General features: G+C 63.0%; 15 protein-coding genes and 1 tRNA gene. 7 read left to right on the top strand and 9 right to left on the bottom strand.

Features of this window, described 5'->3' with window-relative positions:
- Positions 1-30: 30 nt before the first annotated feature.
- Positions 31-2,112: a S9 family peptidase gene (locus tag F1542_RS06835; RefSeq protein ID WP_193732381.1), complete on the top strand. Its 2,082-nt coding sequence runs from the start codon at positions 31-33 to the stop codon at positions 2,110-2,112.
- Between the two features lie 70 nt (positions 2,113-2,182).
- Entirely contained in the window at positions 2,183-3,337 is a 1,155-nt protein-coding gene (locus F1542_RS06840) for an AI-2E family transporter (RefSeq protein WP_193732382.1), read from the top strand.
- 89 nt (positions 3,338-3,426) lie between these two features.
- Here F1542_RS06840 and F1542_RS06845 read toward each other — a convergent pair.
- From F1542_RS06845 to F1542_RS06875, 7 genes are all read right to left on the bottom strand, one after another.
- Positions 3,427-3,500: transfer RNA gene (locus tag F1542_RS06845), tRNA-Pro, on the bottom strand.
- A gap of 84 nt (positions 3,501-3,584) precedes the next feature.
- Complete coding sequence (locus F1542_RS06850; protein ID WP_193732383.1) at positions 3,585-4,379, bottom strand: MerR family transcriptional regulator; 795 nt, start codon at positions 4,377-4,379, stop codon at positions 3,585-3,587.
- On the bottom strand, positions 4,376-4,699 hold the full coding sequence (locus F1542_RS06855; RefSeq protein WP_010506428.1) for an integration host factor subunit alpha: 324 nt from the start codon (positions 4,697-4,699) through the stop codon (positions 4,376-4,378). Before F1542_RS06855 ends, F1542_RS06850 begins: the two co-directional genes overlap by 4 nt.
- A gap of 99 nt (positions 4,700-4,798) precedes the next feature.
- Positions 4,799-5,770: a beta-ketoacyl-ACP synthase III gene (locus tag F1542_RS06860; RefSeq protein WP_193732384.1), complete on the bottom strand. Its 972-nt coding sequence runs from the start codon at positions 5,768-5,770 to the stop codon at positions 4,799-4,801.
- A gap of 83 nt (positions 5,771-5,853) precedes the next feature.
- A complete protein-coding gene (plsX, locus tag F1542_RS06865) occupies positions 5,854-6,945 on the bottom strand; it encodes a phosphate acyltransferase PlsX (RefSeq protein WP_193732385.1) in 1,092 nt (363 codons plus the stop codon).
- 165 nt (positions 6,946-7,110) lie between these two features.
- Positions 7,111-7,314, bottom strand: a complete 204-nt coding sequence (rpmF, locus tag F1542_RS06870) for a 50S ribosomal protein L32 (protein WP_010506434.1) — start codon at positions 7,312-7,314, stop codon at positions 7,111-7,113.
- A 173-nt stretch (positions 7,315-7,487) separates the two neighbouring features.
- A complete protein-coding gene (locus F1542_RS06875; protein ID WP_193732386.1) occupies positions 7,488-8,018 on the bottom strand; it encodes a DUF177 domain-containing protein in 531 nt (176 codons plus the stop codon).
- A gap of 189 nt (positions 8,019-8,207) precedes the next feature.
- On the opposite strand from F1542_RS06875, the gene F1542_RS06880 reads away from it, so the two are divergent.
- Positions 8,208-8,777 (top strand): outer membrane protein assembly factor BamE, encoded by a 570-nt coding sequence (locus F1542_RS06880; protein WP_193732387.1) that lies wholly within the window; start codon positions 8,208-8,210, stop codon positions 8,775-8,777.
- 21 nt (positions 8,778-8,798) lie between these two features.
- Here F1542_RS06880 and F1542_RS06885 read toward each other — a convergent pair whose 3' ends face one another.
- Positions 8,799-10,196 (bottom strand): HAMP domain-containing sensor histidine kinase, encoded by a 1,398-nt coding sequence (locus F1542_RS06885; RefSeq protein ID WP_193732388.1) that lies wholly within the window; start codon positions 10,194-10,196, stop codon positions 8,799-8,801.
- Positions 10,197-10,287: 91 nt separating this feature from the next.
- Positions 10,288-10,491 carry a 30S ribosomal protein S21 gene (gene rpsU, locus F1542_RS06890; protein WP_010506446.1) on the bottom strand — a complete coding sequence of 68 codons (204 nt, stop codon included), beginning with the start codon at positions 10,489-10,491 and terminating at the stop codon, positions 10,288-10,290.
- 239 nt (positions 10,492-10,730) lie between these two features.
- Between rpsU and def the strand changes: the two genes are divergently transcribed.
- Genes def through F1542_RS06910 form a run of 4 tightly spaced genes read left to right on the top strand, consistent with a single transcriptional unit; the run spans position 10,731 to position 13,175 of the window.
- Positions 10,731-11,261, top strand: a complete 531-nt coding sequence (gene def / locus F1542_RS06895) for a peptide deformylase (protein ID WP_193732412.1) — start codon at positions 10,731-10,733, stop codon at positions 11,259-11,261.
- Positions 11,258-11,881 (top strand): COQ9 family protein, encoded by a 624-nt coding sequence (locus F1542_RS06900; RefSeq protein ID WP_193732389.1) that lies wholly within the window; start codon positions 11,258-11,260, stop codon positions 11,879-11,881. The genes def and F1542_RS06900 overlap by 4 nt, the downstream gene beginning before the upstream one ends.
- A gap of 14 nt (positions 11,882-11,895) precedes the next feature.
- Entirely contained in the window at positions 11,896-12,441 is a 546-nt protein-coding gene (locus F1542_RS06905; RefSeq protein ID WP_231289787.1) for a MarR family winged helix-turn-helix transcriptional regulator, read from the top strand.
- Positions 12,438-13,175, top strand: a complete 738-nt coding sequence (locus tag F1542_RS06910) for a response regulator (protein ID WP_010506450.1) — start codon at positions 12,438-12,440, stop codon at positions 13,173-13,175. Before F1542_RS06905 ends, F1542_RS06910 begins: the two co-directional genes overlap by 4 nt.
- Positions 13,176-13,282: the final 107 nt, after the last annotated feature.

The following is a 13,282-nucleotide window of genomic DNA, read 5'->3' on the forward strand; positions in this document are numbered from 1 at the left end:
TGGGTCGGAGATGTGTATAGGATACAGGCAATGACCCTTCCCCCCGTTCCCCGCAAGATCCCCCGCACCATCACGCAGCTTGGCCGCACGCGGCAGGACGAATATGCGTGGATGAAGGACGATAACTGGCAGAACGTGCTGCGTGACCCGTCCCTGCTGCGCCCTGACATTGCCGGACACCTGCGGGCGGAAAATGCCTATACGCAGTCCATCCTGTCGGGAACGGAAGCGCTGCAGGAACAGCTTGTGGCGGAAATGAAGGGCCGGATACAGCCCGACGATACCTATCCCGCCATTCCCCACGGACCATTTTTCTACCAGACCGGCTATGCGGCGGGTGCGCAGTATCCCGTCTATAAACGCTATCCCGCAGACCAGCCGCAGGCGGAAGAAGTGCTGCTGGATGTCAACGCGGCGGCCAGCGGCCATGACTATTACGCCATCGCCACCGCCAGCCACAGCCCCGACCATACCCTGTTCGCCTATGCCGAGGATACGCAGGGGTCCGAAATCTACCGCATCCATATCCGCAGGCCTGCCGATACGGGCGCGGCCGCCCTGCCGCCTGTTGACAACTGCAGCGGGGCATTCGTTTTCTCACCGGACAGCCGGTTCCTGTTCTGGGTCTGGCGGGACGAACATGGCCGCCCGGCCCGTGTCTATCGCCGCCGCATCGGGGAAGATACGGACACGCCGGTGTACGAGGAACCCGATCCCGGCTTTTTCGTGGGTGTGGACGCAACGCGTTCAGGCGGGTGGATCATCATTTCCTCCGGCAACCACGATACATCCGAATCCTGGCTGATCCCGGGCCATGACCCGCAGGCCGCACCCGTATGCGCCGCCGCGCGCCAGACGGGACTGATGTACGGGCTGTATCATCAGGGCCGGCACTTCATCATCCTGACCAATGCCGACGGCGCGTATGATTTCAAGATCATGACCACGCCGGACAGCGCGCCGGGACGTGAAAACTGGCGCGACCTGATCGGGCATGAACCCGGCCGCTACATTACCGACTGCATGGTCTGGTCGGGCCATGTCGCATGGCGTGAACGCCGGGATGCGAATACGCGCATCGTCATCCGTGACCTGCAGGGCCATGCCCATGCGCTGGAGCCGGATGAAGCCGCCTATGACCTGACATTCGCCGGCGGTTATGAATACGACACGACCGAACTGCGTTACGTCTACCAGTCCCCCACCACCCCCCGGCAGTGGCATGCGCAGGACATGGCGACGCGGGCGGACCGGCTGCTGAAGCAGCAATCCGTGCCGTCCGGCCATGACCCGGCGCAGTACCGCTGCTGGCGGCTGACGGCACAGGCCCCGGATGGGGAACAGGTGCCCATAACCGTTCTGGGCCGCCATGACACGCCCATCGACGGCTCCGCCCCACTGCTGCTGTATGGCTATGGATCCTATGGCCATGCCATCGACCCGGTGTTTTCCACCCGCACGCTCAGTCTTGTGGACCGGGGATGGTTTTATGCCATTGCCCATGTCCGTGGCGGTTCGGAAAAGGGATGGAACTGGTTTCTGGGCGGACGCGGACGTAACAAGCCCAACACCTTTACCGATTTCATCGCCTGCGCCACCACCCTGACCAATGCGGGCTTTGGCGCGCCCGGGCGGATCGTGGCCGATGGCCGTTCGGCGGGCGGCATGGTGATGGGGGCGATCGCCAACATGCGCCCCGACCTGTTCGCGGGGATCGTGGCGGTGGTGCCGTTCGTGGATGAACTGAACACCATGTCCGATGATACCCTGCCCCTGACCCCGCCGGAATGGCCGGAATGGGGCAATCCGCTGAACGACCCGGATGCCTATGACCTGATCGCAGGCTATGCCGCGTATGAACAGGTGGCCCCGCGGGCCTATCCCGCCATCCTGGCCATGGGCGGGCTGACCGATCCGCGCGTCACCTACTGGGAACCGGCGAAATGGGTTGCGCGCCTGCGTGACAACAACCGGTCGGACCGGCCCATCATGCTGCGCACGAACATGGAAGCGGGCCACAGGGGGGCGACCGGACGGTTCGATTCCCTTAAAGAAGCGGCCCTGATTCATGCTTTTGCCCTATGGGCCGTTGAAACGACGCCCCCGACATAGGATTAATGTCATTGCTGGAACGATCGCGTTAACACCAGCACCCTATCGACCAAGCCCGTTTTCCAGAGGAATGACCATGACGGATCCCTACAACGCGGATCAGGATCAGGCAGGCGCCCCCATGCCGGGCCGCCGCATGGATCCTGCATCCACGATGCGAACCTTCCGGTCATTCAGCGAAACCCAGCGCACACAACGCATGGCGCGCGCGGGCCTGGCGCTGTTTTTTGTCCTGCTGGCGCTGTACACCGTGCGCGGCTTCCTGCCATCGCTGATCTGGGGCTGCATATTCGCCATCGCGTCGTGGCCGCTTTATGTACGGGCGCGCAGGCGATGGCATTCACGCGCGCACCGGACGTTGCTGCCGGTCCTGTTCACGCTGGTCATCGCGCTGATCTTCCTTGGTCCCCTGGCGCTGTTCGGGCTTGAAGCAGGGCGTGAGGCGGAAAGCGTGCTCAGGCTGCTGAACGATGCACGTCATTCCGGCATTCCCGTCCCGCCATGGGTCGGTCGCCTGCCCTATGGGCAACAGACGATCGAAACATGGTGGAACGAACACCTGACAAATCCCGCCGATGTCTCGACCCTTCTCGGGTCCATGAATATCGGGCAGGGCATGAAGGTGACGCAGCAGCTTGGGTCGCAGGTGCTGCACCGCGTGCTGCTGTTCGCCTTTGCCATCCTGACGCTGTTTTTCCTGCTCAAGGACGGGGATTCGGTTATCCGCCAGTCCCTTAATGTCTCCCGCCGCGCCTTTGGCAAACGGGGGGAACGGATCGCGTTACAGATCATCGCATCCGTTCATGGGTCGGTATCGGGGCTGGTGCTGGTCGGTATTGGCGAGGGCATGTTGATGGGCCTTGCCTATCTGGTCGCAGGCGCCCCCCACCCGTTCCTGTTCGGCGTGATAACGGCTATTGCCGCCATGATCCCCTTCTGCGCCCTGGTCGCCATCAGCGCCGTCGCCATATTGCTGGTGATCAATACCGGGGCGGTGCTGACCGCCATCGCCATCATCCTGTTTGGCATTGCCGTGATCCTGCTGGCGGACCATCTGGTGCGCCCTGCCCTGATTGGCGGCTCGACCCAACTGCCCTTCCTGTGGGTGCTGACCGGCATTCTGGGCGGGGCTGAAAGCTGGAGCCTGCTGGGGCTGTTTGTCGGGCCGGCCATCATGGCGGTGCTGCACATGCTGTGGCTGAACTGGAGCCGTGCGCGTTACTAACGCGCTGGCGGCAGATACAAAAAAAGCACCCTGTTACAGGTGCTTTCATCGGGGCGTTCACCCAAAATCTTTAATCGCAGACAGGGATATCGGGCAGGCGGGATTCGAACCCACGACCCCCAGTCCCCCAGACTGATGCGCTACCAGGCTGCGCTACTGCCCGCCTGTCTGCGATGCGCAGGGTGTAGCAGGCCAGTGGGGGGACGGCAAGCCACGATCTGCGCAAAACTGAAAAAAACCGGATAAATCAGACTGGCACCATTTCCCGCAGGGCCTGCAGTTCCACCAGCACGCCACGCAGGCTGTCGCGCAGCACGGTATTTTCCGCCTGCAGGCGCTCAAGTTCGATCATGACAAGCTGTTCCAGCGGTATTTCCGCTTCATCCACCGTCTCGCCTTCTGGCGGTGCCTTGTTCGCGGGCGCTGTTGCTGCTGTGGCCGGGGCTTCTTCCTTTACAGGCTGCACCGACGGCGCCGCCGGGGTTTCGGCGGGGGCCGTGTCGGCCACCTGTATGGTGGTTTCCTCGACAATTGTGACCTGTTCGATAACCGTGGCGGTCTCGGCCGGCTGCTGCACGTGTTCCGGTGCGGGCGTGTGGGCAGGGCCTTCAGTCGCGGCCTGCACTTCCGCCACCGGAGCAACCGGTTCCAAAATCGGGTCAGGCATTACCGTATGGACAGCCGGGATTTCTGGCGTGGCTGGCGTGGCTGGCGTGGCTGGCGTGGCCACGCTCGCAGGTGACGGGTCTGCGGCAAGGGCCATCTGCCCCAGTTCGGCCTGCGCCTGCGCAATCGACAGCTTGCGGACATACAGCAGATCAGCGATCTGGCGCAGCACCGCAATATCCTGCGGGCGGTAATAACGTCGCCCCACCTGCCCCCGCAATGGCTGCAATTGCGGAAAACGGGATTCCCACATGCGCATGACATGCTGGGCCAGGCCGAGTTCACGCGCGACCTCATAAATGGGCAGGCTGTCCGTGCCCGGCTGCGTCACGTCATGCGTGGGCACGGTCCGGGCCGGGTCATGCTGCGTGCTCATTCCTCGTCTCCTTCCGGCGGGTTTTCACCACTGGACTGTCCATTGACATGGGCACGAAGCAGCTGGCTGGGGCGAAATACCAGAACGGAACGCGGAAGAATCGGCACTTCCACGCCCGTTTTCGGATTACGGCCCGTACGCTGTCCTTTCTGCCGGACAGAGAAGGTGCCAAACCCGCTTATTTTCAGGGTATCGCCGGTTTCAAGTGTCCGTGCCATCCGTTCCAGAATATCTTCCAGAATATCGGCGGATTCATGGCGGGACAGCCCGACCTGATCATATATCTGTTCTGCCAGAGTGGCGCGCGTCACGGTGCTCATGCGTAAACGTTATGCATGCGCGCCACCATCGTCAATTGAATGTATTCAATGAACGGGCGGTTTATTGCGCGTCCATTTCAATGTGGTACCGAAACGACATTACAGCCGCGCCAGCGCCGACCCCCATGTCAGGCCACCGCCCAGCGCTTCCATCAGCACAAGGTCGCCCTTGCGTATGCGCCCGTCCCGCACCGCTTCGTTCAGCGCCAGCGGGATGGAGGCGGCCGATGTATTGGCATGCCGGTCCACCGTCACCACCACCCGCTCCGCCGGAAGCGCAAGCTTGCGCGCAACACCGTCAATGATGCGCAGGTTGGCCTGGTGCGGCACCAGCCAGTTTACATCCGAATGGGTCAGGTTATTGGCGGCCAGCGCCTCGTCAACCGAAGAAGACAGCTTGCCCACCGCATGGCGGAACACGTCACGGCCCTGCATACGCAGGTGGGCGGGCTTGTCATGCTGCCCGGTGGCGCCGTCCACATACAGCAGGTCGCCATACTGGCCATCGGAATGCAGATGGGTCGACAGGATCCCGGCATCACCGTCCTGCGGTCCGGCAGAAGTCAGGAACACCGCCCCCGCCCCATCACCAAACAGCACGCATGTGCCCCGGTCCGACCAGTCGAGGATACGCGAATAGACTTCGCTACCGATGACCAGGGCGGAGCGGGCCTGCCCGCTGCGAATCAGCGAATCGGCCATGGACAGGGCAAAGATGAATCCCGAACACGCCGCCGCAAGGTCAAAACCGAATCCGGATGACATGCCCAGTTCGGCCTGTACGCGCACGGCGGTGGATGGAAAGGCCTGGTCCGGCGTGCTGGTGGCAACGATTACGGCATCGACATCCGCCGGTGCAGCGCCCGCGTATTCAAGCGCGCGGCGTGCGGCCTCTGTCGCCATGGATACGGCGGTATCATTTTCACCGGCGATATGGCGCTGGCCAATGCCGGTGCGGCCACGAATCCATTCATCGGATGTATCGAGCCGCGATGCCAGTTCATCATTGGTAACGATCCGCTCAGGCAGATAACCGCCGAACCCGGACAGAAGCGAGCGTTTCGCCGTCATGCCTGTTTTTCCACCAATCTCATCTTACATGCACGGGTGGCGACAGCCATGACAGCCTGCGCGCCACACCGGATGTTACAGGGTCAGGATGCAGGAACCGCCTGCTGCTGGTCCGGCGTCACCTTGACGGATGTCAGCTTTTCCATATGCGCAAGGCGATCACGTATGCTGTCGGTAAAGCGGTGGGTGACCATGTCCATCGCCACATCGACCGCAGCGGCGAAGCCTTCGGCATCCGTGCCGCCATGCGACTTGACCACGACACCATTCAGCCCGACGAACACCGCGCCATTATAGCGCCGCGGGTCCAGCCATTCCTTCATCCGTTCCAGTCCCGGACGCACCAGCAGGTAGCCGATCCGCCCCAGCAGGCTGGCGGTAAAGACCTGCCGCAGAAGGGTAAACGCCATTTTCAGCGCCCCTTCCCCGGTTTTCAGGGCCACATTGCCGGTAAAGCCATCCGTCACCACCACGTCGGTCGTGCCCGCCGTGATATCGTGCCCTTCGACAAAGCCATGGAACTGCCGGGCCAGCGCGCTGCCACGCAGCACCTCGGCCGCCTGGCGCAGCCGTTCGTCGCCCTTCAGTTCCTCCGACCCGACATTCAGCAGGCCGATGGTCGGCGCGGGCAGGCCCAGCACCGCCTTGGCGAAGGCTTCGCCCATGATGGCGAATTCCACCAGGTTGCGCCAGTCGCACGACACATTCGCGCCGAGGTCGAGCATGACCACATCGCCACGTGTCGTGGGGCTGAGCGCCGCCATTGCCGGACGGCTTATGCCGGGGAGTGTCTTGACCACGATCTTGGCCAGCGCCAGCATCGCCCCGCTATTGCCAGCAGATACGACACCCTGTGCCGCGCCCTTGGCCACCGCATCCATGGCCAGCCGCATGGAGGAATCGCGCACGCGCAACGCCGCCGTAGGCTTCATGTCCATCGGGATGGCCGAACCGGCCGGAAGGATTGTGCAGATGGCGGCCGCGCGTGGATGGCGGCTCAGAAGGCCGGACAACTTTGCCTCATCCCCGACCAGAAGAATTCTGGCCGACGGATGTCGGTCTGCCGCAATTGCCAGTCCAGCCACTACAACTTCCGGACCACCATCCCCACCCATGCCATCTATGGCCAGGGTATAGGACCCAGTCTCGGAAAAGGAGGAACCTGTCTCGCTCATGCTCGTCTTGTGCCGGGTAAGAAAGAAACGCGCAAGATCAGGGAGTACAACTTTGGCATACCCCTGTCCCGCGCGACCCGGACGGGACGGCCACAGGCACGCCCACAGGCGCGGCCCATGCAGGCCGCGCCCTGACCGGGTAATGACGCCAGTCGCGTCCTGTTATCAGGCGCGGACCGCCGTCTTCAGCGCCTTGCCGGCGGAAGCGACTTCGCGGCCGTCATAATGTCCGCAGTGGCTGCAGACGTGATGCGGGCGCTTGAGTTCGCCGCAGTTGGAACATTCCGCGTGTGCGGGCACGCTCAGCGCAGCGTGGCTGCGACGCATGCCACGACGGGACGGCGAGGTTTTTCTCTTGGGTACAGCCATGGGCCTGGGCCCCTCCGATCTGGATCACAACCGGCAGGCACACCATCGTGGCGATACACCGGTCAGTTATCAATAATTGAGGGGGGCGCTCTAACAGATCATTTGCACTTGCGCAAGAGATGATGCGCAAGACGCGTAATCCGCGCCCCCCGTTACCTGCCCCTTCCTTTGCGTCAGTTCTGCTTTTTTTTCAACTCGGCCAGGGCGGAAAAAGGCTGCCTGCGCACGGTTTCTTCGGGTTCGCCTTCTTCCTTGCCCGCAAATTCGGCCGGAATCGCGCATCCAGGCTTGTGCGGATACGGATCCAGCGCCAGCGAAAGTTCCTCCGCCGCCAGTTCACCAAGGTCGATGCTGTCGCGGTCATAGGGGATTTCATCGATGGAAAAGGGATCGATCTCGTCATCCTCGCGGAAACGTTCCGCCGGGATGCAGCGCACGGTGAACGATTCCGCCAGCACGTCCTCGAACGCCTCAAGGCTTACGACACATTCCTGTGTCACATGCGCGGTCAGCCAGCCTTCGGCCAGTACCTCCCCATCCTGTCCCGGAGCCAGCCGGTAGCGGCAGGACAGGTCACGCAGGCCGGGAATTCCGAACCGGCGGGCCAGCCTGCGGCATTCCTCATCCGATGCCTCGACCACCGTTTCCATGCCACGGGCCGGGATGCGGCCCACGGCAAGCGGGCGGGAAAATTCTGCATCCATGTCGTACTACTCCTGCGCGTGTGTTCACGGGGCCTGCGCCTTCATGCCCGCATGGTGGAAACATGGCCCTGACTGTCGTGTTTTTCCACCGTCAGGGCGATCTGTGATTGACTTCATTTTCCCAATCGGGCACCGGAAAGACGAACCGCATTTTCGCGCCATGCCTTATTTCAGGATATTTTCCGGACCATGAGGTCACCACAGGACACCCTGCCCCGTTCGCGTTCATTACGCCTGTTTTCGTGCGCTGTCATCGGGGCCGGTATCGCGCTGTCGGGATGTTCGGTGTTCAAGCCCAACACCATCCAGCGTGGCTCCCTGGTGGAAGAGGACGATTACAAGAAACTGAAGGTTGGCGAGACCACGCGCTCGGACGTCATGGATGCGCTGGGTTCCCCCACCGGGCGCGCGACGTTTGATGACAATACATGGCTGTATATGTCCATGAAGCAGGTGATGGTCCCCATCAGCTTCCCCCGCGTGCGCAAGCAGGACATGGTGGTGCTGACGTTTGACCAGGACGGCATCCTGCGCAACCTGCGCACCCTGCACAAGGACGACGCGCGCTATGTCTCCATGGCGCCCGGAAAGACGCCCACGCCGGGCACCAAGATCAACATCATGCAGCAGATCCTGGGCAATGTGGGCCGCTACAACCCGCTCAGCCAGATGAGCAGCACATACGGCGGCAGCACCGGCCCGATGAACAGCATGAACGGCGGCCCCGGCCATGGTGGGTCGGGCAACTCCCTGCCCTGATGTCCTGCCCTGCCGGACCGGTCAGTTCGGCAGCACGATCCTGACCCGCGCCCCACCCAGCGGCCCGGCTTCCAATCCGATATGGCCGCCATGGGCGTGAATGATGTCGCGCGCGATTGCCAGGCCCAGTCCGGTTCCGCCTTCCTTGCCGCTTTCAAACGGGCGGAACACGCTTTCACGCCGCGCCTCGTCCACGCCGCAGCCGTTATCGTCCACATACACGAAAACTTCCCTGCGCCCGCGTTCGGCTGACAGTTCAATGCGGGTAGCATGCCTGCGGGCATTTTCCACGACATTGTTCAGGACGCGGCGCAGGGCATTGCCCCGTCCGGTCACACACAGCCCCGCAGGGGTGATGGAGCCGATACCGGCCTGCGCCCCCATGCGGCGCTGCGCCACGACAATTTCATCGAACAGTTCCTCCACGCGGATGACAACGGGCTTTTCCGCCCCCTCGCCCCGCGCAAAGGACAGGTAACCTTCGATCATATGCTCCATTTCCACGATATCGCCGATCATGTCGGCAATATCGGGCTGCAGTCCGGCCGCATCGACCATGCCCGTGCGCGGCAGCATGGCCAGTGACAGGCGCAGCCGGGTCAACGGCGTGCGCAGGTCATGCGACACACCGGCCAGGACGGTCGTGCGCTGTTCCACAAAACGGTTGATACGGTCACGCATGCGATTGAAGGCGACCGCCGCCTTGCGGATTTCCTGCGCGCCCTCGGGCACGATGGGCACGGTGTCGCGCCCCAGCCCGAACAGTTGCGCCGCCCGCGCCAGCCTGCGTATGGCGCGGACCTGGTTGCGCATGAACATTGCCGCGATCAGGAACAGCACCAGCGCGCTGCCTGACGCCCACGCCACGAACAGCCATACCGGCGCCACGTCCAGCCGTTTGCGCAGGGCCACCACCTGCAGCACCCCGATGGGCGTCTGAACGCGGATCACCACGCGATGGTGCGCCTGTTTCCAGTCCACGAAGCTGGGCAGGCGCACATTCGCCCGCAGGTCGCGCACCAGATCATCATCAATGGGGCCAAGCACATGGTTGGAACCGCGGCGGTCCAGCCTTTCCCCTTCATGCAATGTCATGATCAGGCCCGCGCGCCGTCCGGCATCATCCAATATCCACTGCCGGTCGGCGGGCGATGGGTAGCGTTCCAGCAGGTCCAGCGTCATGGCGATGGTGGTGGCCATGTCGCCCGACAGCCGACGAGAGACGATCTGCAGGTAGTTCCCGTAAAACAGTTCCAGCGAGATGGCCTGCGTGGCCAGCAGCGGAATGAAGCCGATCAGCAGCATGCGCCCCAGCAGGGAACGTGGCAGGATGCGCCGGATCAGCCGTTCACGCACCCTGCGCCACCCGTGCATGGCGGGTGGCGTTGGTTCGGCGCCGGAATGCGACTCCATATCCATGGCTTTACCTTGACTGCGGACACAAAAAAACCGGCTCCCTGCTGGGGCCGGCTTTTTTGTGGGTCAGACCCATATTCCGATAACGGTCGGCTTAGAAGCCTTCACGCTCCAGACGCTTGCGCTCCATCTTGCGGGCGCGGCGCACGGCTTCAGCAGCCTCGCGCGCCTTGCGCTCGGACGGCTTTTCATAATGACGACGCAGCTTCATTTCACGGAAGATGCCTTCGCGCTGCATTTTCTTCTTGAGGGCCTTGAGGGCCTGATCAACATTGTTGTCACGAACGAGAACCTGCACTGGGTCGTCAACTCCTGATCTGCCATCCGGTATGGATGATCCATGAAACTGAAACTTGGGGAACGTCCGCCCGAGGCCATTCCCTTCGTGCGATTCCCAAACGGGCCGCACCTATATCACACTCGCGCACGGCAACACAAATCATTCCCGCATCCGGGGACAAATGATTTTCGTGCTCCGCATTGCGCGCCAACGCTGTCATATACATGTTCCCCGAAACAGGAAGGGTGTTTGTGTCGATGACGCTGCTCAAGATCGCCCGCATGGGCCATCCGGTGCTGCTGCAACCTGCACGACCGGTGGCCGACCCGCAGGCCCCGGCAGTCCGCACGCTGGTGGCCGACATGATTGAAACCATGCTGGACGCAGGCGGCGTGGGACTGGCCGCCCCCCAGGTGCACCAGGGCCTGCGGCTGTTTGTCTACCGCGTGCCCGAAACCCGCAGCACGGGGGATGATGATCCGCCACGCCTGCCCGCCGCCCTGATAAACCCCGTGCTGGAACCGGTTGATGATGACATGGTGGACCGGTTGGAGGGCTGCCTGTCCATTCCCGGCCTGCGGGGCTGGGTGCCGCGTTACCGCCGCATCGCCTGGCGCGGCATGAATGCGGAAGGGCAGGAAACCCACGGCATTGCCACCGGCTTTTTGGCCAATGTATTCCAGCATGAATACGATCACCTGAACGGAATCCTCTATCCCATGCGCATGACCGACCTTGGCCGGATGGGATTTGATACCGAAATGGCACGTTACGGAGAGCGCCCATGAATCCTTCCGCCCTGGTTGCCGCCGCGACATCCGCGCTGGAACCGCCCGCGCTCCAGAATTCACCGCAGGGTGACGCGCTGCTGCGCCGATTCCTGGCCGACCCGCGCGCGGGCAGCCAGCCATGGACGACCGCGCTGCTGCGGCAATGCGTGGGGCCGGACGCGGACCTGCTGTTCCCCGAGGGCATGGCGCAGGTGGCCGAGTCGTGTTTCGACCTCATGGACCGCGACATGCTGGCCGCCACCAACAGTTTCCGCAGCCGCAAGATCAGCCGTCGCGTCCGCGCGGCCGTGCTGTTCCGGCTGGATCATGCCGCCCCGTACCGCGCCGCCATCCGGCAGGCGCTGGCAGTGCTGATGGTGCCAACCCATGCCCGGGCCCTGGCCCGCACGCTGGGGCGTAGCGTAAACGCGATATGGCAGGCGGCGGGGGATAATTCCGCCGGTTTCACCTATATGACCAAGCGCATCACCCTTGGCGGCGTATATGTCTCCACCCTGCTGTTCTGGCTGACGCGGGGCGGCAATCCGGCCTCGGTGGAGGAATTCCTTGACCGTCGCCTGTCCGAAGTCGGGCGCATCACCCGCCTGCGCAACCGCCTGACCGGCCGTATCGCCTGAACGGTTTCGCGGACGTGACAGCCCCTGCCCGACCGCCATCGACCCGCCATGCGCCCGCTGGCGCGGGGGTGGAACTGCTTTTCCTGCGTGATGAAGACATGCGGCAGGCGCAGGACCTTCTCATGCTCGCGTGCCGGTCCTTTACGGCCATCATAGACGACGCCCTGCACGCACATGGGCTGGGCCATGCGCATTATCGCATCATGCAGGCCGTGGCCCTGCAGCCCGGCATGGCCGTGGGCGCCCTGCTGAACACGCTGGGCATTACCAAGCAGAGCATGAGCCGCGCACTGGGTGAACTGCTGTCCATGGACCTTGTGCGACAGGAAACGGCGCAGCAGGACAGGCGGCGGCGGGAACTGTACCTGACCGCACGGGGAAGCGAGATTGAAAACCATCTGTTTTCCCTGCAACGTGAGGTCCTGCTGCGTGTGTACCGCAACGCGGGGGGCAAGGCCGTCGAGGGTTTTCGCCGCGTCATGCACGGGCTGATAGACGAATCGGATGCGCCCGGCGTATCCACCGGTGCCCATCACCTTCCCGACCGGAGTTCCCCATGATCCAGACGGCCTGCGACTCCTCCCTGCCCCGCGACAGCATGATCGTGGATGCACACGTGGTGGTCGTGGATGATGATCCCCGCCTGCGTCGCCTGCTGCAGCGTTACCTGAGCGAACAGGGTTTCCGCGTCAGCGCCGCATCATCAGCGCAGGAGGCACGTCAGGTACTGGGTTTCATGCAGCCTGATGCGCTGGTGCTGGATATTACCATGCCGGGGGAAAACGGGCTGGAACTGACGCGCGAACTGCGGCGGGAAAAGCTGGATTTCCCCATCCTGCTGCTGACCGCGCGCGGCGAGCCGGAAGACCGGATCATCGGGCTGGAAGCCGGGGCCGACGACTATCTGGCCAAGCCGTTCGAACCGCGCGAACTGCTGCTGCGGCTCAAGGCGCACCTGCGTCGCTTTGTCCCCCCCGCGCCAAGCAGCAACCTGCGGATCGTACGGCTGGGGGAACTGGAATTCGATCCCGTACGTGGCCTGCTGTCCAACGCACAGGGAATCGTGCACCTGACGGGGGGCGAGTCGGCCCTGCTGTCTGTACTGGCCCGCCACCCCAACGAAATCCTGTCGCGCACCGATATCGCAACCACACTGGATATGGAAGAAATCGGGGAACGTGCGGTGGATGTGCAGGTGACCCGCCTGCGTCGCCGGATCGAACCCGACCCGCGGGAGCCGCGTTTCCTGCAGACGGTGCGCGGCAAGGGCTACGTGCTGAAACCCGGCCTGTAAAAAACAAAAGTTTCTGGGTGGCGCCTTTTAAAAAAAAGCAGTGTCTTCCGAAGCTTTTTGAAAAAAACTTCACCAAAAAATTGCTTATGATTCGTGGCAGGTGCTTT

This window comes from Komagataeibacter sp. FXV3 (genome assembly GCF_015155755.1).
Lineage (GTDB): Bacteria > Pseudomonadota > Alphaproteobacteria > Acetobacterales > Acetobacteraceae > Komagataeibacter.

Bases quoted from the DNA above. Each gene is read 5' to 3' on its own strand.
- F1542_RS06835 (WP_193732381.1), top strand. From the start codon at position 31: ATGACCCTTCCCCCCGTTCCCCGCAAGATCCCCCGCACCATCACGCAG.
- F1542_RS06840 (WP_193732382.1), top strand. From the start codon at position 2,183: ATGACCATGACGGATCCCTACAACGCGGATCAGGATCAGGCAGGCGCC.
- F1542_RS06850 (WP_193732383.1), bottom strand. From the start codon at position 4,379: ATGAGCACGCAGCATGACCCGGCCCGGACCGTGCCCACGCATGACGTG.
- F1542_RS06855 (WP_010506428.1), bottom strand. From the start codon at position 4,699: ATGAGCACCGTGACGCGCGCCACTCTGGCAGAACAGATATATGATCAG.
- F1542_RS06860 (WP_193732384.1), bottom strand. From the start codon at position 5,770: ATGACGGCGAAACGCTCGCTTCTGTCCGGGTTCGGCGGTTATCTGCCT.
- plsX (WP_193732385.1), bottom strand. From the start codon at position 6,945: ATGAGCGAGACAGGTTCCTCCTTTTCCGAGACTGGGTCCTATACCCTG.
- rpmF (WP_010506434.1), bottom strand. From the start codon at position 7,314: ATGGCTGTACCCAAGAGAAAAACCTCGCCGTCCCGTCGTGGCATGCGT.
- F1542_RS06875 (WP_193732386.1), bottom strand. From the start codon at position 8,018: ATGGATGCAGAATTTTCCCGCCCGCTTGCCGTGGGCCGCATCCCGGCC.
- F1542_RS06880 (WP_193732387.1), top strand. From the start codon at position 8,208: ATGAGGTCACCACAGGACACCCTGCCCCGTTCGCGTTCATTACGCCTG.
- F1542_RS06885 (WP_193732388.1), bottom strand. From the start codon at position 10,196: ATGGATATGGAGTCGCATTCCGGCGCCGAACCAACGCCACCCGCCATG.
- def (WP_193732412.1), top strand. From the start codon at position 10,731: ATGACGCTGCTCAAGATCGCCCGCATGGGCCATCCGGTGCTGCTGCAA.
- F1542_RS06900 (WP_193732389.1), top strand. From the start codon at position 11,258: ATGAATCCTTCCGCCCTGGTTGCCGCCGCGACATCCGCGCTGGAACCG.
- F1542_RS06910 (WP_010506450.1), top strand. From the start codon at position 12,438: ATGATCCAGACGGCCTGCGACTCCTCCCTGCCCCGCGACAGCATGATC.